The 21,877-nt window shown below is 61.3% G+C and carries 27 protein-coding genes and 3 pseudogenes; 11 read left to right on the top strand and 19 right to left on the bottom strand.

Annotated features, from left to right (window positions below; genetic code table 11):
- Positions 1-98 precede the first annotated feature (98 nt).
- The gene (locus tag NMG46_RS08710; protein ID WP_254817269.1) at positions 99-1,136 is read left to right on the top strand and encodes a phosphatidylglycerol lysyltransferase domain-containing protein; all 1,038 of its coding nucleotides are present in this window, start codon (positions 99-101) and stop codon (positions 1,134-1,136) included.
- Positions 1,137-1,700: 564 nt separating this feature from the next.
- On the opposite strand, the pseudogene NMG46_RS08705 reads toward NMG46_RS08710, so the two are convergent.
- Positions 1,701-1,872: pseudogene (locus NMG46_RS08705) on the bottom strand (ATP-binding cassette domain-containing protein); the annotation flags it as partial.
- Here NMG46_RS08705 and NMG46_RS08700 point away from each other — a divergent pair.
- Positions 1,865-1,993 (top strand): annotated as a pseudogene (locus NMG46_RS08700) (GntR family transcriptional regulator); the annotation flags it as partial. The pseudogenes NMG46_RS08705 and NMG46_RS08700 overlap by 8 nt on opposite strands.
- Positions 1,994-2,195: 202 nt before the next feature.
- Positions 2,196-3,182 carry a tRNA dihydrouridine(20/20a) synthase DusA gene (gene dusA / locus NMG46_RS08695; RefSeq protein WP_254817268.1) on the top strand — a complete coding sequence of 329 codons (987 nt, stop codon included), beginning with the start codon at positions 2,196-2,198 and terminating at the stop codon, positions 3,180-3,182.
- 6 nt (positions 3,183-3,188) lie between these two features.
- Here dusA and NMG46_RS08690 read toward each other — a convergent pair whose 3' ends face one another.
- The gene (locus NMG46_RS08690) at positions 3,189-3,893 is read right to left on the bottom strand and encodes a TIGR02281 family clan AA aspartic protease (protein ID WP_254817267.1); all 705 of its coding nucleotides are present in this window, start codon (positions 3,891-3,893) and stop codon (positions 3,189-3,191) included.
- Positions 3,894-3,906: 13 nt separating this feature from the next.
- Positions 3,907-4,140 carry a DUF1289 domain-containing protein gene (locus tag NMG46_RS08685; RefSeq protein WP_031193575.1) on the bottom strand — a complete coding sequence of 78 codons (234 nt, stop codon included), beginning with the start codon at positions 4,138-4,140 and terminating at the stop codon, positions 3,907-3,909.
- A gap of 174 nt (positions 4,141-4,314) precedes the next feature.
- On the opposite strand from NMG46_RS08685, the gene NMG46_RS08680 reads away from it, so the two are divergent.
- A complete protein-coding gene (locus NMG46_RS08680; RefSeq protein ID WP_254817266.1) occupies positions 4,315-5,313 on the top strand; it encodes a nicotinate-nucleotide--dimethylbenzimidazole phosphoribosyltransferase in 999 nt (332 codons plus the stop codon).
- Positions 5,314-5,317: 4 nt separating this feature from the next.
- On the opposite strand, the gene NMG46_RS08675 is transcribed toward NMG46_RS08680, so the two are convergent.
- Positions 5,318-6,832 carry a HAMP domain-containing sensor histidine kinase gene (locus tag NMG46_RS08675; protein WP_254817265.1) on the bottom strand — a complete coding sequence of 505 codons (1,515 nt, stop codon included), beginning with the start codon at positions 6,830-6,832 and terminating at the stop codon, positions 5,318-5,320.
- Positions 6,833-6,907: 75 nt separating this feature from the next.
- Here NMG46_RS08675 and NMG46_RS08670 point away from each other — a divergent pair, with 75 nt between their 5' ends.
- The 4 genes from NMG46_RS08670 to NMG46_RS08655 all read left to right on the top strand — a co-directional run bounded on the left by NMG46_RS08670 (position 6,908) and on the right by NMG46_RS08655 (position 9,503).
- Positions 6,908-7,531, top strand: a complete 624-nt coding sequence (locus NMG46_RS08670; RefSeq protein ID WP_254817264.1) for a thermonuclease family protein — start codon at positions 6,908-6,910, stop codon at positions 7,529-7,531.
- 41 nt (positions 7,532-7,572) lie between these two features.
- Entirely contained in the window at positions 7,573-8,184 is a 612-nt protein-coding gene (locus tag NMG46_RS08665) for a glutathione S-transferase (RefSeq protein WP_254817263.1), read from the top strand.
- A 13-nt stretch (positions 8,185-8,197) separates the two neighbouring features.
- On the top strand, positions 8,198-8,815 hold the full coding sequence (locus NMG46_RS08660; protein WP_254817262.1) for a uracil-DNA glycosylase family protein: 618 nt from the start codon (positions 8,198-8,200) through the stop codon (positions 8,813-8,815).
- 196 nt (positions 8,816-9,011) lie between these two features.
- The gene (locus NMG46_RS08655) at positions 9,012-9,503 is read left to right on the top strand and encodes an Lrp/AsnC family transcriptional regulator (protein ID WP_006333679.1); all 492 of its coding nucleotides are present in this window, start codon (positions 9,012-9,014) and stop codon (positions 9,501-9,503) included.
- Positions 9,504-9,514: 11 nt separating this feature from the next.
- Here the strand turns inward: NMG46_RS08655 and NMG46_RS08650 are convergent, their stop codons facing one another.
- The 12 genes and pseudogenes from NMG46_RS08650 to NMG46_RS08595 form a co-directional block, all read right to left on the bottom strand.
- Positions 9,515-10,087: a DUF3299 domain-containing protein gene (locus tag NMG46_RS08650; RefSeq protein WP_254817261.1), complete on the bottom strand. Its 573-nt coding sequence runs from the start codon at positions 10,085-10,087 to the stop codon at positions 9,515-9,517.
- Between the two features lie 68 nt (positions 10,088-10,155).
- Positions 10,156-10,737 (bottom strand): GNAT family N-acetyltransferase, encoded by a 582-nt coding sequence (locus NMG46_RS08645; protein WP_254817260.1) that lies wholly within the window; start codon positions 10,735-10,737, stop codon positions 10,156-10,158.
- Complete coding sequence (locus tag NMG46_RS08640) at positions 10,697-11,401, bottom strand: DNA alkylation repair protein (protein WP_254817259.1); 705 nt, start codon at positions 11,399-11,401, stop codon at positions 10,697-10,699. Before NMG46_RS08640 ends, NMG46_RS08645 begins: the two co-directional genes overlap by 41 nt.
- Positions 11,402-11,410: 9 nt before the next feature.
- Positions 11,411-12,286, bottom strand: a pseudogene (locus NMG46_RS08635) (NAD(P)-dependent oxidoreductase); the annotation flags it as partial.
- Positions 12,287-12,344: 58 nt separating this feature from the next.
- The gene (locus tag NMG46_RS08630; protein WP_254817257.1) at positions 12,345-13,172 is read right to left on the bottom strand and encodes an ABC transporter permease; all 828 of its coding nucleotides are present in this window, start codon (positions 13,170-13,172) and stop codon (positions 12,345-12,347) included.
- Positions 13,169-13,882, bottom strand: a complete 714-nt coding sequence (locus NMG46_RS08625; RefSeq protein WP_254817256.1) for an ABC transporter permease — start codon at positions 13,880-13,882, stop codon at positions 13,169-13,171. The genes NMG46_RS08630 and NMG46_RS08625 overlap by 4 nt, the downstream gene beginning before the upstream one ends.
- 116 nt (positions 13,883-13,998) lie before the next feature.
- Complete coding sequence (locus NMG46_RS08620) at positions 13,999-14,781, bottom strand: ABC transporter substrate-binding protein (RefSeq protein ID WP_254817255.1); 783 nt, start codon at positions 14,779-14,781, stop codon at positions 13,999-14,001.
- 212 nt (positions 14,782-14,993) lie between these two features.
- Complete coding sequence (gene mobB / locus NMG46_RS08615) at positions 14,994-15,503, bottom strand: molybdopterin-guanine dinucleotide biosynthesis protein B (protein WP_254817254.1); 510 nt, start codon at positions 15,501-15,503, stop codon at positions 14,994-14,996.
- Complete coding sequence (gene mobA, locus NMG46_RS08610; protein ID WP_254817253.1) at positions 15,500-16,129, bottom strand: molybdenum cofactor guanylyltransferase MobA; 630 nt, start codon at positions 16,127-16,129, stop codon at positions 15,500-15,502. Before mobA ends, mobB begins: the two co-directional genes overlap by 4 nt.
- 65 nt (positions 16,130-16,194) lie before the next feature.
- Positions 16,195-17,115: a DMT family transporter gene (locus NMG46_RS08605; protein ID WP_254817252.1), complete on the bottom strand. Its 921-nt coding sequence runs from the start codon at positions 17,113-17,115 to the stop codon at positions 16,195-16,197.
- Between the two features lie 123 nt (positions 17,116-17,238).
- Positions 17,239-17,595 carry a hypothetical protein gene (locus NMG46_RS08600; protein ID WP_254817251.1) on the bottom strand — a complete coding sequence of 119 codons (357 nt, stop codon included), beginning with the start codon at positions 17,593-17,595 and terminating at the stop codon, positions 17,239-17,241.
- Between the two features lie 155 nt (positions 17,596-17,750).
- On the bottom strand, positions 17,751-17,954 hold the full coding sequence (locus NMG46_RS08595; protein WP_254817250.1) for a hypothetical protein: 204 nt from the start codon (positions 17,952-17,954) through the stop codon (positions 17,751-17,753).
- Here NMG46_RS08595 and NMG46_RS08590 point away from each other — a divergent pair.
- Positions 17,953-18,519 (top strand): DUF1579 domain-containing protein, encoded by a 567-nt coding sequence (locus NMG46_RS08590; protein WP_254817249.1) that lies wholly within the window; start codon positions 17,953-17,955, stop codon positions 18,517-18,519. The genes NMG46_RS08595 and NMG46_RS08590 overlap by 2 nt on opposite strands.
- A 51-nt stretch (positions 18,520-18,570) precedes the next feature.
- Here the strand turns inward: NMG46_RS08590 and NMG46_RS08585 are convergent, their stop codons facing one another.
- Entirely contained in the window at positions 18,571-19,044 is a 474-nt protein-coding gene (locus tag NMG46_RS08585; RefSeq protein WP_254817248.1) for a hypothetical protein, read from the bottom strand.
- A gap of 55 nt (positions 19,045-19,099) precedes the next feature.
- A complete protein-coding gene (gene moaA / locus NMG46_RS08580) occupies positions 19,100-20,095 on the bottom strand; it encodes a GTP 3',8-cyclase MoaA (RefSeq protein WP_254817247.1) in 996 nt (331 codons plus the stop codon).
- A 199-nt stretch (positions 20,096-20,294) separates the two neighbouring features.
- On the opposite strand from moaA, the gene NMG46_RS08575 reads away from it, so the two are divergent.
- Positions 20,295-20,648, top strand: a complete 354-nt coding sequence (locus NMG46_RS08575) for a gamma-butyrobetaine hydroxylase-like domain-containing protein (protein ID WP_254817246.1) — start codon at positions 20,295-20,297, stop codon at positions 20,646-20,648.
- A gap of 17 nt (positions 20,649-20,665) precedes the next feature.
- Here the strand turns inward: NMG46_RS08575 and NMG46_RS08570 are convergent, their stop codons facing one another.
- Entirely contained in the window at positions 20,666-21,094 is a 429-nt protein-coding gene (locus NMG46_RS08570; RefSeq protein WP_254817245.1) for a nuclear transport factor 2 family protein, read from the bottom strand.
- A gap of 161 nt (positions 21,095-21,255) precedes the next feature.
- Between NMG46_RS08570 and NMG46_RS08565 the strand changes: the two genes are divergently transcribed.
- Positions 21,256-21,867, top strand: a complete 612-nt coding sequence (locus NMG46_RS08565; protein ID WP_254817244.1) for a pyridoxamine 5'-phosphate oxidase family protein — start codon at positions 21,256-21,258, stop codon at positions 21,865-21,867.
- The last annotated feature ends 10 nt before the right edge of the window (positions 21,868-21,877 follow it).

Here is a 21,877-nt window from a genome sequence, read left to right as displayed (position 1 = left end):
AGCATGACGCGCTGAGATAAGGATCAGCTCGCGGCAATATGATCGGTTTGGGGTCCGTCAGCTCTTTCATCGGCCTAGCCGGCACGCGAAAGTCGACCATGTCGTCACTGCGAAGACGCCTAGATCGTTTCCTGGAAAACCGCGGGCCTAAAATTCCGCGGCTGCGGCTGAACCATGTCGAGCGCCTGGCGCTGGTCCGTCGCCATGGTGATTTTTCCCTTGCCTATTCGACCGCCGTGCAGAAGGGGCTTCACTACTTCGGCGATGCCCAGGGCTACATCGCTTACGGAACCAAAACGCGACATCACTTCGCGCTCGGCGATCCAATGGCTGCCCCGGCCGATCGGCGCGACTATATCGAACGTTTCATCGAGGTTGCCGGCAGCCCGTGGTTCGTGCAGATCGGCGAACAGACGGCGCGCGTGCTTGCCGGACTTGGCTATCAGGTCAACCGCCTCGGCGTCGACACCAGGCTTGTCCTGCCCGGCCACGACTTTTCCGGAAAGCGCAATGAGACAGTGCGTTATTCCGAACGCTGGCTCTTGAGGAAGGGGTTTTCCTTCGCGGAGGACAACGGGACCGTCTTCCTCGACGAGATTGCCAGGCTCTCCCAGAATTGGCGGGCCGACCGCATCGTCAAGCGCTGGGAGATGAGGTTTCTCAACAGGCCTTTTGCCGATCACCTTGGCGTCGATATGCGCCGTTTCGTCCTGCACGGTCCGGATGGAGAACTGGTGGCCTTGCTGGATTTCGATCCGCTGTTCAGCGACGGCAAGGTCATCGGCTACACCACCTCGTTCAAGCGCAAGCACATCGATGCCTCGGCGCATGCCGAGATCGGCCTGACCAAATTCGCGGTCGACCGCTTTCGCGACGAAGGTGTTTCCGTGGTCACCCTCGGCCTGTCGCCGCTTGTCGAAATCGGACCTAGCGGGTTTGCCGAAAGCGATTTCTGGCGGCGCGCCTTCCAGCATGCCTATGACTCGCCGTGGGTCAATCGCACCCGCTTCAACCTGCAGGGGCAGGCGGCCTTCAAGCGCCGGTTCCATGGTGTCGAAGAACCGACCTATCTCGCCTTTCGCAAAGGGACCTGTTTCGAAGCGCTTTCTTTGCTCCGGCTGATCAGGGCCGTCTAGTGCCTGGTGGATGAGGGCTCGTCATCTCCCAGCATGGTCGACACCACGCCGGCCAGGCTTGGTTGTTTAGGTGGGAAAGGAATGCCGCGGCGGGAGCAAAAAAGACCGGCTGCGAAGCGCCGGACCATTCTGCTGGTCCCCCAGTCCCGCCGGCTACTTTTGGCAGCCCGAGAACGGCTTCGCATCAGCGCGCACCAAGGGGCGGATTCACGGTTGCTGCTGAGTACCGCCAGGAATAACGAGAGTACCCTGGCCCGGCCTTGAGTATCTGAAGCCTATGAAGAACAAAGCAACGATGATCAAACAAATGACGATGACCGCGACGACGCTGCCAGGATGGTGTCCGGTATCTGGCGGTTGGACCATTGCCTTCCCGTATGGCTATCGCCGCTGACCTTCTTCATCTTCCAACCGAGCATGACGACTGTCAATGGATACAGGAGCTACCCCCGCCATCCGATCAGCAGCCGGTAGTGTCGAACACGTTACGCGCTTGCCGACCGAAGCTGATGATGGACCGAACCACAACTTATCCTAAGCACGCCTCCATCGCTGCGAAGCGTCCGGCCGGCGGCGAACCCGCAGCGGAAAAGCGACGTTTTCGGCCACCGTCAGATGCGGAAACAGCGTGTAGCGTTGGAAGACCATGCCGATGTTGCGCTTGTGAAGGCACTACAAGCAGTGATTTTCCTTCCAGCAAGACATCGCCGGAAGTCGGGTCCTGAAAGCCGGCGATCGCCGAAATGACCGAAATCATGGATGCAATCCGGTCGCGCAAGCCGGACGAGGCGGCGGCGGCGCGGCGGCATGTCGAACCCGCGTGGCAGATCGCCCGCAACACGCTTCGCCTTGGCTGACTGGTATGCCGTCGGCGGTGCATCGTTCCACGGCAGGCATCTAACTGGTGCGTACAGTGACATTGTGACATGCCAATTTGCTTTCAGTTGCGGCGGCAAAATCGTATATCGGGTTAGTTAGGTGTTGTATCTCTTGCCAAATTGCTCTGTCATTCGAACGGAGTGTCGGTCGGATTGAGACAGAGAAACTAGAAAAATGAATATGTTACGCCACAAAGTTGCCGTGGCGCCGATGATGGACTGGACGGACCGGCACTGCCGGTTCTTCCATCGCCAGCTGACGCGCGAGGCGCTGCTCTACACCGAGATGGTGGTGGCCGATGCGGTCATCCACGGCGCACGCGAGCGCCTGCTTGGCTTCAACGACAGCGAACATCCGGTGGCGCTGCAACTCGGCGGCGCCGATCCGGGAAAGCTGGCCGAGGCGGCGCGCATCGGCGAAGCCTTCGGCTATGATGAAATCAACCTCAATGTCGGCTGCCCGTCCGACCGCGTCCAGTCGGGCACCTTCGGAGCCTGCCTGATGAAGGCGCCTGTGCTCGTCGCGGATTGCGTCGCGGCGATGAAGGCGGCGGTGAAAATACCGGTCACCGTCAAGTGCCGCATCGGCGTCGATGAGCAGGATCCGGAACCGGCACTCGATGCGTTGGCCGATGGTGTTTTCGCGACCGGCGCCGACGCGCTGTGGGTGCACGCCCGCAAGGCCTGGCTGGAAGGACTGAGCCCAAAGGAAAATCGTGACATCCCCCCGCTCGACTATGACCGCGTCTATCGGCTGAAAGCCAGAAAACAAAATAAATTCATCGGCATCAACGGCGGTATTCAATCTCTCGCACAGGCGCTGACGCATCTCGACCATGTCGATGGCGCCATGCTCGGCCGCGCCGCCTATCACACGCCAGGGATACTGACCGGCATCGATGCCGCGTTTTACGGCAGCACAGCTGAGTCGTTCGATTTTGCCGCGCTGATCGATGCCATGGCGGATTACGCGTCACACCATATCGAGCAGGGCGGACGCCTCGGGCATGTCACCCGGCACATGGTCGGGCTGTTTCACGGCCTGCCCGGTGCACGCCGCTACCGGCAGATCCTCTCCACCGAGGCGACACGGCCGGGCGCCGGACCGGAGGTGCTGAAGTCAGCCTTCGCCGAGGTCGATTTCGGCCGGACCGCAGAGGCGGCCTGAGCAAACTTAATCCCGCAAGACCATGCGATCGCCACGGACGTCGAAACCCGACAGCGAGCTAATGAAATTCATGCCGAGCAGGCTCTGACCGAGGGTGCCGGGTGCGGCGATCATGATGGGCATGTCCTTGCGCACGATGCCGCCGATCGACAGTTCGTCGCTTCGCACCGCCGCTGCGCGCGTCATGCCGTTGGCGGTCGAGATCGGGATGGTGAAGTGGAGAGCCGCCGAATTGAACCCGGCCGCCAGAGCGTCCTCGGCGGTCAGCACTGTGCTGGTCGCGCCGGTATCGACAACAGTCAGGATCGGCGTGCCGTTGATCGTGACGCGCGCTTCGAAATGGCCGCTGCCGGCCTTGTCCAGGGTGACGGTGGCATGGCCTTCTTCCACGCCCAGCGCCAGCGGACTGCCGGGAACAAGGCCGGCGGTGACGCGGCTGGCGAAATCCTGCAACTCATAGCGGTACTGATAGCCGGCTATCAGCCCCAGTACGATGGCGCCCCAGGCGCCGAGGCTGCGGGCCATGGTGCCCAACGGCCTGCCCGATCTGAGCAGGCCGGCGCCGACGAGTGCCGCTAAGGCGCCAAGCCAGATCAACTGGCTGAAATCGTAATTCTCAATGCCGAATGTACTGCCGGCGGAATCGTTGAGCATGAGCAGGAGTACACCTGCCCCGATCGCGACGATCAGAATCCACAGCAGTCGGTTCATCTCTGCGGCCGGTTCACGAGAGGGCGTCGCGTTCGCGTGCCATGCGGCTGCGACGGGTTTCCCGGCGGGGGCGTCGCTCGACCGTTTCCAGCCTTGCCGGGAGCTCGGCCATGACGCTGCGGCGGGTTTGCGGGGTCATGTCGATCCAGGCTGCGATTTCCTCGCGCGTGCGGCCGCAACCGAAGCAGAAGCCGGTTTTCATGTCGATCGAGCAGACCAGGATGCACGGGGATTCAATGGCCGTCATAAGGATTTCCTTGGCTAGCCTCCACATGGTGCAACGACAAAGTCAATGCAAGCCCTCCGGGATGCGCCGCCAACGGGTGCTTTCGCGTCAATACCTCGAAGTTGTGCCGAGGTTGTGCCGGCCCGCCAAGGCGGCTATGCCGCTCACCAATTCACAAGGATGATTGCCATCGACATGACCAGCGCACTGCCTTTCGACGATTTTCGCGACCTCCTGGTGAGCCTGCCGCCGGCAGATATGGCCGCCAACACCCGGGTGCGCCAGTTGTTTGCCAAGGCAGACAAGCCCGAAGGCTCGCTTGGCCGCATCGAGGACATCGCCGCCTGGCTCGCCGGCTGGAGCGGTCGCGCGCCGCCGGCGGTGACGCGACCATTGGTGGCGATCTTTGCCGGCAATCATGGCGTCACCCGCCACGGCATTTCGCCGCGCCCCGCCGCCGCTACGGCAAATGCAGTCGAGCTCTGCGCCGCCGGCGGCGCAGCGATCAACCAGATCTGCATCGCCAACGATCTCGGCTTGAAGGTGTTCGATCTGGCTCTGCACATTCCGACAGCCGACATCACCGAGGATGCGGCACTGGACGAGCGCGGTTGCGCCGCCACCATGGCCTTCGGCATGGAGGCGATTGCCGGCGGCACCGACCTGCTTTGCCTTGGCGATCTCGGCGTTGGCAATTCGACTGTCGCCGCGGCCCTTTGCACGGCACTGTTCGGCGGCACCGGCGCCGACTGGGTCGGCCCCGGATCAGGGGCCGACGCAGCGATGCAAAGGCGCAAGGCGGAGGTGGTCGATGCCGCGGTCGCGTTTCACGGCGCGAGCCTCAAGGACCCGCTGGAAGCGCTGCGCCGGGTCGGTGGACGGGAATTCGCAGCGATCTGCGGCGCCATTCTGGCGGCGCGGATGCAGAAGATCCCGGTGCTGCTCGACGGGTTTGCGGTGACTGCGGCCGCTGGCGTCCTACATACCGCCAACCCCGCCGCGCTCGATCACTGTCTCCTCGCAAGCCTGTCGCCGGAGCCTGGCCATGCCAAGGCCGCCGAGCGCCTCGGCCTTCGCCCGCTACTCGATCTGGGCGTCAGTCAAGGCGAGGGGGTAGGGGCGGCGCTTGCCGCCGGCCTGGTCAAGGCGGCCGCGCTGACCAGCTCCGGCATGGCAGCCGCGGTCGGCGGTTAAGCGCTCAGCGCCGGCGCGAAGCAACCGCCTTGGTCGGCAGCGCCGGCAGTTCCTCCATCACCCGGCTCAGCGGGAAGATGGCGATCGCCTCGGTACCTTCGCGCAGCCTGGAATGGAGCTGGAATTCGCCGCCATGCATAGCCAGCAGGCCTTGCACGATCGGCAGGCCAAGCCCTGTACCCTGTTCGGCGCTCTTGATGGCGATCGAGCCCTGGCCGAAGGCCGAGAGCACGATCGGAATCTCGTCTTCCGGTATGCCCGGCCCATTGTCCTTGACGGAGAGATATTGCCCGCCGCCCGCCGTCCAGCCGACGCGCACGCGGATTTCGCCGCCGGTCGCGGTGAACTTGATGGCATTGGACAAGAGGTTGAGCACAATCTGCCGCACCGCGCGTTCGTCGGCAAACAGGCGCGGCAACGCGTTTTCGAAATCCTGGACGATGCGGATGTCCTTGTTGCGCGCCTTCAACTCCATCATGTGGCAGCAATCCTCGACGACGGAAAGCAGCATCATCGGCTCCTCATTGAGCTGATAACGGCCCGCTTCGATGCGCGACAGGTCGAGGATTTCGTTGATCAGGTCGAGCAGATGCTGTCCGGAGTCGTGCACGTCACGGGCATAGTCGCGATATGTCGGGTTGCTCATCGGGCCGAGCACCTCGTTGGCCATCACTTCGGAAAAGCCGAGAATGGCGTTGAGCGGCGTGCGCAATTCGTGGCTCATCGAGGCCAGGAAACGCGATTTCGCCAGATTGGCGTCTTCCGCCCGCCGCCGTGCCTCGTCCGACATCGATTTCGCCGTCTCCAGTTCGGCGATCAGCGCATCCTTTTCGGAGCGGAACGAAAACAGCATCAGCGAGGAACGGTTGAGCTGGCGCGCCACATAGGCGAAGAACGGCAGCGACGAGATCAGCAACCCGGCCATGATCACTTCGACCGGCATCCATAATTTTGCACTGGCATAGGCATAGATGGCGACCGGAAGCGCGAAGGTCGCCAACAGCGCACCGCGAAGGGACGATGCCAGGATCGCGGTTGCCGACATGGCGAGCAGCAGCACCATCGCCTTGGCGACCTGGAACTGATCGATTTGGCAAGCTTTGCAGCCAAGCCATGCGAACCAGGCCCAGCCAAGCCCGCAAAGAAAATGGCCGATCAGGAAATCCCTGTGCGTCTCCAGCGGGTTGAGCTCGGACGCTTGAGTGACGCGTCTGGCCATGAACGCAACGATGGTATAGCAGATGAATGTGAACAGCGCCCAGACGCCGATCTCCTTGCCGAGGCCCGCGAACAAGCCTGCCGCGGCCGTTGCCAGAACGAGCAGCGGGATAACGATCACGCCGCCGGTCATCGAAAGCGCGTGGAGCTTCAACAGCTCGCGGTCGAAGTCGGGATTTCCGGCTTGCTGCGAAAGACGGTCGCGCGTCTTGCGCACCGCGCGCGCGACATCGCTGTTGCGATGGCGTTTCCTGCGGTCCACAATAAACTTGTCCGCCGTGGTCGAGCGTTGCAGGGGCATGAAGTCTTCAATTTACGCGGGCAGCAATTTCAAATCGTTAAGCTACGTTCGAATGATTAACCAACGGTTTGCCATATGAGCCGTTCGTGGTCGCGATGGCCGCGCCAGCGATACTATGCGCCGCGTCCGCGAAGCCTGTGGCGCCGACTGATGGACTATGGGCTGACACTCATCGTGCTCGGCCTGCTGATCCTCCTGGCGGCGCGCCTCGACCGGGTGGAGACGCGCAAGACGGAGGGCGCGGCCACCGTCAATGATGGCGATAGCATCACGCTCGGCAGCGAGCGCATCCGCATGCGTGGCATCGATGCGCCGGAATATTCGCAAATCTGCCGCAAGGACGGTGCCGACTATCCTTGCGGCAAGCTCGCGCGGCAGTCCCTGGTGCGGTTGATAGCCGGCAAAGCGGTCTCCTGCAGCGGCTGGCAGCGCGACCGCTACGGCAGGCTGCTCGGCGACTGCAAGGCCGGCGGCAAGGATCTCAACCGCGCACAGGTCGAGGCCGGCTGGGCGGTCGCCTTTGGCGATTTCGAGACCGAGGAAGCTGCTGCGCGCGCGGACAAAGCCGGCATCTGGGGCGGAACTTTCGACGAGCCGAAGAACTGGCGCGAGAGCCACGGCCATGAGCTGGTCGAAAGAAAGCACGGCACCTTGGCGTCGATCGGCGATGCCTTGCGTGAAATTTTTCGCTTCTGGTGAGTTGTGCCTATAGTTCGTCGGGACGGACGAGGAGGATAGAGATGAAGCTGTTCGACGGCGGGCGCGCGCCCAATCCACGTCGGGTTCGGATTTTTCTGGCCGAAAAGGGACTTCAGGTTCCGCTGATGCCCGTCGACATGGGCGCGCTGGAGCACAAAGAGCAGCCAGTTAGCTCACGCAATCCGCTGAAGCGTCTGCCGGTGCTCGAGCTCGATGACGGCACCATCATCACCGAATCCGTCGCAATCTGTCGGTACTTCGAGGAACTGCACCCCGAGCCGGCTTTGTTCGGGCATGGGGCGCTCGGCAAGGCAATCGTCGAGATGTGGCAAAGACGTCTGGAGTTCAATTTGTTCGGCTGCGTCGCCGCGGCCTTTCGGCACATCCACCCCGCGATGAGGGAATGGGAGATCCCGCAAATCCCCGAATGGGGCGAGGCCAACAAGCCGAAGGCGATCGAATTCCTGAGATTTCTGGACACTGAGCTCACCGGCAGAGAATTCGTCGCCGGCGGTGCCTATTCGATCGCTGACATCACCGGGCTGGTCGCCATCGACTTCATGAAGCCGGCTCGCATCAAGGTACCGGAAGAGTGTAGCAACGTGCTGCGCTGGCATCGGGAAATCTCCAGCCGGCCGAGTGCCGCCGCCTGATAACGAGTCCAAAATGAGCGAACAGTTGGAAGCCCTGGCGGCGAGGGTGCGTGCCTGCCGCATCTGCGTCGATAAGCCAGCCGGCAGGCCGTTGCCGCACCAGCCGCGTCCGGTGCTCCGGCCATCATCGAGCGCCCGCATCCTGATCGCCAGCCAGGCGCCGGGTACCAAGGTCCATATCACAGGGATGCCGTTCACCGACGCCTCCGGCGACCGGCTGCGAAGCTGGCTGGGCGTCGGCGGCGAGGAATTCTATGACACGGACAAGTTTGCCATCGTGCCGATGGGTTTTTGCTTTCCCGGTCAGGACGCCAGGGGCGCCGACCTGCCGCCGCGCCGCGAATGTGCGCCGGCCTGGCGCGCATTGCTGATGGCGCTGATGCCGCAGGTCGATCTGGTACTGACGATCGGCATCTACGCGCAAAGCTGGCATATGGGCGCGGCGCGCCGTCCCTCGCTGACAGAAACAGTCATGGACTGGCGCGCCATCTGGGCAGCGTCGACTGACCCGAAGATCGTGCCGCTGCCGCACCCGTCCTGGCGCAACACCGGCTGGCTGAAGCGCAATCCATGGTTTGAAATGGATTTGCTGCCCTTTCTGAGATCGGAAATCCGCTATCGCCTCGGCTAAGCGTTCAGCAAGAAATCACTCGCTTTTGCGCTATTCAACAGAATTTCTTTCTTGTAATAGGCTTAAACAAGAGGGAATATGGTAATCTATTCCTCGAAGCGCGTCGCATGACGGGACGCGCGTTAAATTCTTGTTTTCATGCATCTCGTTGTGCCAAAGCCGCGCATTTTGACGATTTGCGTCAGGGGAGCACCCAATGGACCGCCTCGATAGAAAAATTCTCCGCCTCCTTCAGGAGGATGCGACGCTTGCAGTCGCCGACGTCGCCAAGAAGGTCGGCCTATCGACGACGCCGTGCTGGCGGCGCATCCAGAAGCTCGAAGAAGAGGGGGTCATCAAGCGGCGCGTTGCCATCCTCGATCATGAAAAGGTCAATGTGCGGGTGACGGTGTTCGTCTCGATCCGCACCAATTCGCACAGCCATGAATGGCTGCGGCGCTTTTCGGAGGTCATCCAGGAATTCCCGGAAGTGGTGGAATTCTACCGCATGAGCGGCGACGTCGACTATCTCTTGCGCGTCGTGGTGCCCGATATCGCCGCCTACGACGCCTTCTACAAGCGGCTGATCGCCAAGATCGAGATCCGCGACGTGTCGTCTTCCTTCGCCATGGAGCAGATCAAATACACGACCGAGATGCCGCTGGATTACATGGTGCTCGACAAGGAGTCCGGCGCCAACGCCGCCTGAGATTCTTTTGCTTAGTTTTTCTTTTTGTTGAGGAAAGTCCAGGGCGAGTTGACCGGCAGCGTGATCGTGTCCGGCACGGTGCCGACGTCGACCACCTCGGCCTTGCGCACAGTGTAGCCCGACTGGATGACACTTACACCGTCAAGGATAAAAAGCTGACTCTTCTCCATGCCCGGCTGCAAGACGCCGGTCACCGAAACCGGCTGGTAGGCCTCAGACATCCGGTAGGGTTGGGCAGGCGTAACGAGGACGATCTGGTTGGGCGGCGGCGTCGGCATATGGCTGCAGGCCCCCGTCCAGGGCACCAGCAGGAATTGGTAGACGAGATCACCGTCGCGATCGACCGGCAGTGCATAGCCCGCGAGTTGTACGGTCTTGTCCTGCAAGTTGAGTGACAGCGTTTCGCCATGATCCGGCATTTTGGCCGCGATCATCGGCAGCCCGACGCTTTCGGCGGCTGCCTGGCTTGCCGGGCGCAGATCCTTCCAGAAAATATGCATCGTCCCGGCGCGAGCGTGGCCTGCGACAACAGAGGCGAACACTGCGGCTGCAAGCGTCGCGCCTGACTTGAGACGGTTTTTCATTCCTGCTCCACTGCTGAGCCTTGATCTGCGGCCTATGCCAGCAAGTAAAGCTGCCGCTGTCGCCAAGGTCAACGTTCAAGCCGCATGACATGCCGGCGCGAGCCGGTCATGCCGATCTCGCGAAAGCCGCGGGCGACGAACATGTCGCGAAAACCCATGAAGCTGTAGCTCGGCGATGCCTGGTCGACCGGATAAGCCTCGATCGTCGTGGCACCTTTGGCAAAGGCGTGATCGATGGCTGCATCAAGCAATGCGCTTGCCAGCCCGCCACCGCGCAACGCTCTCGGCACAAAGAAGCAGACGATCGACCAGATCCCGGCCTCGCGGTCGTCCTGCTGCCGTGACAACTTGCGGTAGGTCTCGCGCGGCGCGACCGAGCACCAGCCGACGGTCCGGCCATCGAACTGGGCGACAATGCCGACCGGCGTGCCGGCGTCGATCAGCGCCATCATCGCGCGTTTCTTCTCGTCGTTCTCGACATGCTCGCGGTGGTCGAGATTGCGCCAAGCCATACACCAGCAGTATTTCGGCCCGCCGGGTTGCTCGAACAGGTTTTCGAAATCGGCGCGCGTCGATTGCGTCACCTCCGTGAAGCGCACGTCGCTCAGGTCAAGCTTTTCTGGCGGCGAGCCGTTCGAGCGTCTTGGCATCGGAAAGTTCCTTCACGGCATCCTTGCCGATCCAGCGAGCAGTCCTGTCTGTCGAGGCCGCCAGTTTTAGCGCCACGGCAAGGGCAGGGCCGTGCAAATTCATCGATCGCTTGCCGATCGAACGAAGCGCCCAGTTCACGGCCTTCTTCACAAAATTGCGGCCGTCGGTCGCATGCGCTTCGATGATCGGCAGGAATTCGAGGAAGGTCGTCTCGGGTTCCTTCTTCCGGTGGACCACCGACCAGGCCATCATCGCAAAAGCCGTGCGTCGAACAAATTCCCGTTCGTCGACCGCGAATTCGGCGATCAATTCCTTCCAGCAATCCGTATCGACAAAGAGATCGGAGACCCCGTCGACGATATCCCACGAATCGAAAGTCGCCGCCCATCGTCTTGCATCCGCGGCGGAGAACCGCTCCGGATCGGCTGTCACGGAAGCGATGAACTGCGCCTCCATGATGCCTGTCTGCCAAAGCTCAAAGGCACGCTCATGGTTGCGCTTGATTTTCTTGGCAATCTGCCGCTGCACGCCATGCGAGATACCGAGCGCACGTTCGATCTTGATGCCGTAGCGCAGCATGCCAAGTCGATTTTCCTCCGAGGCGATCGAGCGCAGATGAGCGACAATTTCATCGGCGCTGGATTGAGGCGAAAGCTCGGCCACGGCGAAATCCTATTTCTCCAGCCGCGCCAGCAGCGAGGACGTGTCCCAGCGCTTGCCGCCCATCGCCTGCACGTCCTTGTAGAACTGGTCGACGAGTGCCGTCACCGGCAGTTTGGCGCCGTTGCGGTCGGCCTCGGCGAGGCAGATGCCAAGATCCTTGCGCATCCAGTCGACGGCGAAGCCGAAATCATATTTGCCGGCATTCATCGTCTTGTGCCGGTTCTCCATCTGCCAGGAACCGGCCGCACCCTTGGAAATCACCTCTATGACCTTTTCGATGTCGAGCCCAGCCTTCTTGCCGAAATGAATGCCCTCGGCCAGGCCCTGAACGAGGCCGGCGATGCAGATTTGGTTGATCATCTTGGTGAGCTGGCCAGCCCCGGCCGGTCCCATCAATCCGACCATGCGGGCATAAGCATCTATGACAGGCTTCGCCCTGTCGAAGGCGTCGGGCTCGCCGCCGACCATCACGGTCAGCATGCCGTTCTCGGCGCCTGCCTGACCGCCGGAGACCGGGGCGTCGAGGAACGAACAGCCGAGCGCTTGCGCCTGCTGCGCCAGTTCGCGCGCGACCTCGGCCGATGCGGTGGTGTTGTCGATGAAGATGGCGCCTTTCATCATGGAATTGAAGGCGCCTCCGGCGCCGGTCGTCACCGAGCGCAGGTCGTCGTCATTGCCGACGCAGGAAAAGACGAAGTCCTTGCCCTCGGCCGCCTCAGCTGGCGTCGCGGCGAGGCTGCCGCCATACTGGGCAACCCACTGCTCGGCCTTCGCCCTGGTGCGGTTGTAGACGGTGACGTCGTGACCACCCTTGTTCTTGAGATGCCCGGCCATCGGATAGCCCATGACGCCAAGCCCGAGAAATGCCACCGAAGCCATGTTTTCGAATCCCTTAGAAGCCTGCTTTGCGGTCTTCTTACCGGATCAGGCAAGGCGATGGGAGTCAGCGGTGCAGATGGATGGTGATGCGCCGTTCGATCCACTCGACACCGTGGCGCAGTGTTTCAACGATGACCAGATAGATGATCGCCGCCCAGATATACGACTGAAAGTCGAAGGTGCGCGCATAGGTGAGCCGGGTGATCCCCATCAAATCGTAGACCGTGATGATGGCGACGATTGCCGAGCCCTTGATCATCAGGATGATCTCGTTGCCATAGGGGCGCAGCGCCACAATCAGCGCCTGTGGCAGGATGATTTTCCACATCGTCTGTAGTTTATGCAGGCCGAGCGAGGCGGCACCTTCCCATTGGCCCCTCGGCACGCTCTCAATCGCGCCACGCAAGATCTCGGCCTGGTACGCGGCCGTATTCAGCGAAAAGGCGAAGATCGCGCAGTTGAACGCTTCGCGGAAGAAGCCCCATAGTCCGACCATCTCGAGCTCCGGCCGGAAGGAGCCGACCCCGTAGTAGACCAGGAAGGTCTGCGCCAACAGCGGCGTGCCGCGAAAGAAATAGACATAGGCATAGGCGAACCCCGAAAGGATCGGGTTCTTCGACATGCGTGCATAGGCGATCGGTACCGACAGGATCGCGCCAAGCACAATCGAGATGGCAACCAGCAACAGGGTGATGCCGAGGCCGGATATGTAACCGGGTGCATATTTCTGGAAGAACTCCGGGTTCCACGCAGCGACTAGGTAGACGACCATGCCAATGCCGAGAGCGATCCACAGGCCGACCAGGACATGGCCGAGGATGCGTTGGCGCGACCAGCCGCGTGCGGGCGGCGGCGGCCGGTCGACCTTCAGCGCGTCGGTGGCAAGGCTCATCTCTTGACCTCGCTGCCGCCGACCGCTCGTTCGATCGCGTTGATGCCGAAGGAGGAGACGATCGCCAGCAGGAGATAGATCAGGCCGGCAAAACCGTAAAACAGGAACGCGTGCTTGGTGACGCGAGCGGCAACCCCGCTCTGGCGGAGGATCTCGTTGAGGCCGACGGCCGAGACGAGGGCGGTGTCCTTGAGCAGGATAAGCCAGAGATTGGCAAGTCCGGGCAACGCGATGCGGATCAACTGCGGCAGCACGATCAGCCGCATCGTCTGGCCGCTGGACAGGCCAACCGAATAGCCTCCCTCATATTGCCCTTTTGGAATGGCGCGGAACGCGGATAAAAACACCTCGCTGGAATAAGAGGAAAAAATGAAGCACAGCGCGATCATACCGGCGACGAAGCTGTTGACGTCGGCGGACGTTCCGGGGCTCACCAGCCGGACAAAGTACTGCAGGATCAATGGGATGCCGAAGAAGATCAGAAACAGCGTGAGCAGCTCGGGTATTCCGCGAAAAATCGTGGTGTAGATGTTCCCGGCCAGTCTCAGCGACGGCTCTTCCGACTGTTTGGCCAGCGCCACGAAAAAGCCGAGCGTCAGCCCGAAGGGCAGAGTGGCCAGCGCAAGACATACCGTAACAAATACACCCGCAGCGATATCGTCGAGCCAGCCTTCGGGTCCCCAACTGAGAAGCGTCAGTGCGCTCTGCATCCGCCTGCCTGTTCTCCTTTAGGCTGTGAGACCCGTACCGCATCACCCCTGGTGCGCGGCAACCTTATAAGAACGGCGGGAATCTCCCGCCGTTCACGTCTTCCTATGTCGGTCGATCAGGACTCGCCGCCATAAACATCATATTTGAAGTATTTGTCGTTGATTTCCTTGTACTTTCCGTTTGCGCGGATGGCGTCGATCGCCGCATTGAACTTGTTGACGAGGTCGGTCTCGCCCTTGCGCACGGCAATGCCGGCGCCCGGACCGTGGATTTCGATAACCGGCTTGATTGTGCCGACCAGCTTGCAGCAGGCGCCGTCCGGCGAATCCAGCCATTGCTGCAGCACGACGACGTCGTCATTGGCGGCATCGAGCCGACCATTGGCCAGATCGAGCTGGTATTCCTGTGCGGTCGGGTACGGCTTGACGGTGCTTTCGGTATAAGTCTTGGTCGAATAGTTGAAATGCGTGGTGGACGCCTGCACGCCGATCGTCTTGCCGGCCAAATCTTCCTTGGTGACACCCTTGATGTCGGTGTCCTTGGGCGCGGCGATCGCCGGCGGCGTATTGTAATATTTGTGGGTGAAGTCGACCTTCTCGGCGCGTTCCGGCGTGATCGACATCGACGCGACGATGGCGTCGAACTTGCCTGCCTGAAGGGCTGGAATGATGCCGTCCCAGTCCTGCGCGACGAAGGTGCACTTCACCTTCATCTCGTCGCACAGCGCCTTGGCGATGTCGATATCAAAGCCCACGAGTTGGCCGTCGGCGGTGAGATTGTTGAATGGCGGATACGCTCCCTCGGTGCCGATCCTCAAGGTTTTTTCCTGGGCCTGGGCAACGCCAAGCGTCAGCAGCGCAGCCGAAGCGGCGAGCGCGATACGCAGTGCAATACGCATAATGGTCCTCTCTGTTGGTCCCGGCCGTCGTTCCCGAACGGCTCTGTGGGCGGTGCTTTTGACCGCCCGCTGGCGCGATACTCCCATTGTTTCCCAAGAAAAAGCAACTGCAAAAACCGTCGCTTGAGGGAAGGTCATGTTCAGAAAACGGTGACGCTGGGTCAAACGCCTAAATGGAGAGAAAGTGGCCGGAACCCCCTGCGGCCGCGATCTCAGCGCGTCAGGCCGGTGGCGCGCTCGATGAAGTCAGCTATCGAATTCGTGTCGTCGAGATCGAAGGCCGGCAGGTCTTCGCCGACAATGTGGAAGTCGGAGGCGATGGCGACAATGTGTGGATCGGCTGCAGAGAGCGGTGTCCGGTCCTTGGCCTCGAGCCGTCGCGTCTCGATTTTCTTGTGCGCCTCGCGCTTGTAACCCTCGACCAGCACGATATCGGAGGGTGCCAGCCGTGACAGGATCGCGTCCAGCGTCGGCTCGTCCTCGTCGCGCAATTCGTGCATCAGCGCCCAGCGCCTGCCCGACACGACCGCGACCTCCATCGCTCCCGCCTGCCGGTGGCGAAAGCTGTCCGCTCCGGGTTTGTCGATGTCGAAATCATGATGGGCGTGTTTTACCGTCGACACTTTCCAGCCGCGCCGGACGAGCTCGGCCACCAGCTTTTCGGTCAACGTCGTCTTGCCGGAGTTCTTCCAGCCGGTAATGCCAAAGATACGTCTTTTCATCGCTCGATGCTCTGCAACAGATGCGCGGCCTGGGCAAGGTCGTCGGGAGTGTTGATGTTGAAGAACGGATCGATCTCGGCTCCGCCGGATTTCAGGATGGGAAATTCCACCTCGACAAAACCGTGCCGGTCGATGAACGCCGCAACGCGCCGGTTGTCTTCCTCGACGAGAAATTGTCGCAAGGCCTGATCTAACCCTAGCGGCCACAGTGCAAAGGTCGGATGCCGTTTTCCGCCGGAACAGGAGACCGCGATAGAGCCCGGGCGCGCACAGGCTGCCGCGAGCAGCCGCTCGACCATGTCCTTGGGCAGGAAAGGCGTATCGCCGGCAGCCGTGACCAGCGCCTGGCAGGCCGTGTCGGAAGCCCATTCGAGGCCGGTCAGTATCCCGGCAAGCGGCCCGGCATAACCTTTGACGGTGTCGGCAAGCACCGGAAGCCCCGTCGCGGCAAACCGTGTCGGATCGCCATTGGCGTTTAGCGCAAGCGGGCCGACCTGCGGGCCAAGGCGCGAAACGACACGGTCGAGCAGGGTGCCGTCGCCAAGCGCAAGCAGGGTCTTGTCGCCGCCACCCATCCGGCTCGAGCGGCCGCCGGCCAGAATGATCCCTGCGATATGTCGGCCCATCGTTTGCTGCCTAGACCCAATGACCAAAATCCCGTTTTCAAATCGGACAGTCGTCGACAGTCACCCTATATGCCGTCCGGCGCCATGTCCGGTCCAATGCTTTCGGCGGCTGTTTTTCGCCGGCCGACGATCCGTTCGCGATAGAGTGCATAGAGGCCTGAGGCGATGATGATCGTGGCACCGATGATCATCGGCAGATCCGGGACATCGCCGAAGATCGTGAAGCCAAGCAGGATCGACCAGAGCAGGGCGGTGTAGCGGAACGGCGCGATGAAGGAGATATCGCCCACCCGCATCGCCGTGATGATGAAGTGGTAGCCGATGAGCACGAGCACTGCCGCCAGCGCCAGAAACGCCGTGCTTTGTCCTGTCATCGGTGTCCAACCGCCCATCGGTGAAAGCAATGCCGCGCCCAGAAACGTCATGGCAAGGGCGGTGGCGCTCGACACCAGCAATGTCGGAATTGCCTGCGGTATCCGCTTGGTGGCGAGATCGCGCACCGCACAGCATGCCACGCTGGCCAGCGCCAGCAGAGAAAAGACGCTGAACCCTTCGAAGCCCGGCCGCACGATGATCAGCACGCCGGCAAAACCGACGGCAATAGCCAGCCAGCGCCGCCAGCCGACGCCCTCGTTGAACACAAGCGCTGCGCCCATCGTCACCGCCAGCGGCAGCGCCTGCAGCACGGCGGAGACATTGGCGATCGGAAGATGCGCCAGAGCAACCAGGAACGACACCGTGGCGCCGGCCTCGCTGGCAACGCGCAGCGCAACGGTTGGCTGCAGCATCGAGCCTGGCCGGGCAAGCGCGCCGCGTTGCCACGCAAGCAGGCCAACGAAAAGCGAAGCGAAGGCGCCGCGGATCAGCATGACCTGCGCCATGTTCATCGATTGCGACGAGAATTTCGTGATAGCGTCGTTGAGGGTGAAACCAGCCATGGCCACCATCATGAACAACGCGCCGCGCAGGTTTGGCGAAAGAGGCAAGGCAGATTACCGGGTGACTCCTGCAGCAAGCGTCTAGCAGGCACCCGCAAAACAGCAACGTCAAGGGGCTGGGCCACAGCCTTTCTATGGCCCGTAACATCTGTCGCGCAAGAGCGGCAGGGCTTATTTGGACGTCAGTACCTCGGTGCCGTTGCCTTCCTTACCGGCAATCGTCCACAGGCCACGCAGCGAGCCGTCGTCCTGCACCTTGTAGACGACAAGACCGACCGCCTTGCCCATGACATAACCGGCGGAGAAGGCATCGTCGTTGCGCATGCAGATGCCGTCCGAGGACGAGCCGCCCGTCTCCCAATGGATCGTGCAGGTCGTCTCGCTGGTCAGCGTGATCGTCGCGTTGCCACCATAGGACGATCCATCGAAATTGGTGCCGGCCACGGCATAGGTGCCGCCGATCGACTGGGCCGCCGCGGGCAGGGCCGCGAGGCTGAGCAATGCAAGAGAAAGAATGAGTTTGCGCATATCGTATTCCCCCACTGGGCGAAGAACCGCTCCAGAGCAGAGGTTAGGCTCGAATGGGCTTGCGGTAAATCCGGTGACCGTTTGCGGACAAGACCTTTTCTGGGTGTGACCCCGAAAGGTGCCCTTTTAAAGGTTCGGTTCGGATAGCAAATCGATCACACTGCCGCTCGAGGAAAATTCTCGACGAGATCAATTTGCTCGGCAAGAGTCGCCAAATTGGTCATTGTAGGCCTCTGATCTTGTCCGGGGAGGTGGTCCATGACGAATGCACGAGGCAATGCGGCCAGGCTTGGCACAGGCAGCAGGCGGCACGTTTCGTCGGCTTTCCGGTTCTCTTCTGCACTGGCGGTCATCTTCATGGCGATAGCGCCTGCGTTGGCCGAGAACGGCGCTTCGGCGTCGGCAGTCGAACGGATGTCCACGCCGGGTCACGAAGCGAATGAGCTCGCTCGCCGCATCGGGAAATGGAACGTCGTCAACACGATCTGGCCAACCCCCGGTGCGCAGCCGATCGTGATGACCGGGCTGGTGGCCGAACGTACGATGATCGGCCCCTTCATGCAGGAGGTGATGCGCCCGGCGCCCGGGTCGAAAATCCCGGACTTCCAGCGGATAGCCTATTTGAGCCATGACCGGGTGGAGGGCCGCTGGAAGTATGTCTCCATGGACACCCGTTTCCCGGCAGGGATCATGCCCGCCTGGAGTTTTGGTGGCGAGGAGGACGGCAAGATTTCACTGCTTTTCGAGCCGCTTGGTTTCGTCGGCTTCGGGCCCGAGGTCGAAGGGCGATTCACGGCCTCCGATTTCATCATTTCCAGGGACGGCGACAATCACGAAGTGGCCGAGCAACACTTCCTCCAGGCCAATGGCAGCGGCAAACAATGGCTTGCCGTACGATACGACTACACGCGCCAACAACCGTGACTCGCAAGCAAAAACAATAGGCTGCGAATAAGTTCTGACGTTGCCGGATGCTCACGGTCCCTTGAGGCTACCGGCGATCGCATCGATGAGCGGGTCGTATTTCGATTTCAGGGCTCGCGGGTAGTCGATCCAGACCGTGCGGATGACACCGTCTTTTCCGAACAGGCGGCGTTCGTAGAAGATGTTCCCGCCTTTGATGCCCGACAGCACCGCCCAGTCCTTGCCGGTCTTGCTGTAGGTGATCCTGTAGCCAGGTTCCTTGCTGGCCCTTTCGGCGGAGACGAAGGCTGTCGGGGTGTCATCATCGACATTGAGAATGCCTGAACAGATCAGGCTGGCGCCATCAGCAGTGAGCCACTGTTGTCCATCACCATTATCCGGCTCAGGCTGGCGAAGAGTGAAGATTTCATCCGGAAAGGTGCAGACGGTACCGAAGCGCTCGTTCGTATAGGTAAATGACGCGGCAACTGCGACGGTCCCCGCCATCACTCCGAAAAACGTCAGGACTACAAGAAACCGCTGCACGCCTTGCCTCGCGCTGATACCAAGGCGATTGTTCTTGCACGAAATCGGCTAAAAATCAGCCGCCGGTGACGCTCATATGCCGCGACACCGACGGACGGTTGGTGCGGCGATCGATGATGAAGTCATGGCCTTTGGGCTTGCGGTCGATTGCGTCGTCGATGGCATCGGCGACCAGCTCGTTGCCTTCCGACGCACGCAGTGGCGCGCGCAGGTCTGCGGCATCTTCCTGGCCGAGGCACATGTAAAGGGTGCCGGTACAGGTCAGCCGGACCCGGTTGCAGCTTTCGCAGAAATTATGCGTCATCGGCGTGATGAAGCCCAGCCGCCCGCCGGTCTCGGCGACATGGACGTAGCGGGCCGGGCCACCGGTCTTGTAGGGAATATCGCTCAGCGTGAATTGGCGCTCGAGTGCTGCACGCAGCAGCGACAGCGGCAAATACTGATCGGTGCGGTCGGCATCGATCTCGCCCATCGGCATGGTTTCGATGACCGTCAGATCCATGCCGCGGCCATGCGCCCAGCGTAGCATGTCCGGCAATTCGGCGTCATTGAAGTCCTTCAACGCCACAGCGTTGAGCTTTACCTTCAGCCCGGCCGCCTGCGCGGCGTCGATGCCATCCATGACCTTGTCCAGATTGCCCCAGCGGGTGATCTGTCGAAATTTGTCGGCGTCGAGAGTATCGAGCGAGACGTTAATGCGTTTGACGCCGCAGTCGGCGAGCTCGGCGGCAAAGCGGGAAAGCTGCGATCCATTGGTGGTCAGCGTCAGCTCTTCCAGCGCGCCGCTCTCGAGATGCCGGGAAAGCTGGCGCACAAGATGCATGATGTTCTTGCGTACCAGCGGCTCACCGCCGGTGAGGCGGAGCTTGCGCACGCCCTTTTCGATGAAGACCGTGCAGAGCCGGTCGAGCTCTTCCAGCGACAGCAGGTCCTTTTTGGGCAGGAACGTCATGTCCTCGGCCATGCAATAAGTGCAGCGGAAATCGCAGCGGTCGGTGACCGACACGCGCAGGTAGGTGATCGTGCGACCGAAAGGATCGATCATATCCATGCTTATGCGCTTCCCGTGGCCGTGAACGGCTTCGTTATATATGGCTATGTGATACGAGCCAACTTGCCATTCAAGATATCAGCTCGCGATCTTCGGTAACATTCCGACGCCGACAGATCATGTCGGAACTTTCGATGCGGCCTTTTCCCTCGATACGAAGCGGCGTAGGGAAGGGCGGTTCTCCGCAGGATCCACCACCATGACAGCGCCGAAGGAACTCAGGGTCTCGAAAGATCGCAAGCTGCTTTCCGTGACCTTTCCGGGCCGTCAGCCGTTCGAGTTGCCGGCCGAGCTTCTGCGGGTCGCCTCGCCATCGGCCGAGGTGCAGGGCCATTCGCCCGAACAGCGCGTCACCGTTCCCGGCAAGCGCAATGTGGCGATCCTGAAGATCGAGCCGGTCGGCAACTATGCCGTGCGCATCACCTTCGACGATTTCCACGACACCGGTATCTTCACCTGGAACTACCTGCATACGCTGGGTCATGAGAAGGACGCACGCTGGGCCGCCTATCTCGCCGAGCTGGAAGAGAAGGGGCTGAGCCGCGACCGCTGAATGGTTTCGCGGTATGCTCAGCGCAGGATCGCCAGTATCTCGCCGGTGTCATAGTAAAACGGCGTGCCTTCGATCAGTCGGTCATCCTTGAAGCGCAAGACTTCGGCAAACGGCTGTATGATTGTTGCACCAGTGGCTCGCGACGTCAGCGAAAGCATGCAGCTCATGAACACCACGTTATCGTTCTGGGCGGTTTGAAGATCCTCCACCGCCACGTCGCTCCAGATTTCCCGCATGTTGCGGAAAAGAGCGCCAACGCCGTCGAGGCCATTCCAGTCACCGGCATAGGGCAGGGACTGCGGCTCATGCACCACAATCTCGGCATGGAATGCGCTGGCAAGCACATCGAGGCTTTCCGACCCTGATTGCAGGAAACGCATTTCAACATTGAACATGTTTTCAATAAGTTCCATGGCGGTGCGTCGCCGGTCGAGCGGTTTATCCATTTTCGGTCTCCGTATCCGTCGGTGCGATTGTGTAGGTGAAAGCGGTTTGCCCTTCTTCGCGTTGCCTCGACACCCGTTTCCTGATGACCGGCAAGCGGGCACGATGTCGTGAAAACGTCATGCATCTGGAGTAGCGCCGGCAAAGCTTTGGAGACGAAAACATGTCCATGATCACCAGCGTCGAACAGCTCGAAACGCTCTATGGCCTGCCTGGCGAGGCGTCGGTGGTCAAAGAACTCGATCAGCTGATTCCCGAATACGCAGCTATCATCGAGGCTTCGCCGTTCGCCGTGCTCGCAACCTGCGGGCCTGAAGGGCTGGACTGCTCGCCGCGCGGCGATCTCGCCGGCTTCGTCCGCATCCACGATCCGAAAACGGTGATGATGCCGGACCGGCGCGGCAACAACCGTGCCGATTCGCTAAGGAACATCCTTCGCGATCCGCGCGTCGCGCTCCTGTTCCTGGTGCCGGGTTCCGGCACGACGCTGCGCGTCAATGGCCGCGCCCACATCACCATCGATACCGCGCTCTGCGCCTCGTTCGCAGTCGAAGGCAAGCCGGCGCGCTCGGTGACGGTCATCGAGGTCGATGCGGTCTATTTCCAGTGCGCCCGCGCCATCCACCGGTCGGAGTTGTGGAATCCGGCAAGGCATGTCGACCCGAGATCGCTGCCGACTCCCGGCCAAATCCTGGAAATCACCAGCCGCAAGAACATAGACGGCGAAGTCTACGACAAGGAATGGCCGGAGCGCGCGAAAAAATCGATGTGGTGAAGCACTTGTT

Source organism: Mesorhizobium sp. LMG 17147 (assembly GCF_024297145.1).
GTDB lineage: Bacteria > Pseudomonadota > Alphaproteobacteria > Rhizobiales > Rhizobiaceae > Mesorhizobium.
Note: the sequence above shows the minus strand (reverse complement) of the source record. Positions and strands in the feature narration are given on the sequence as shown.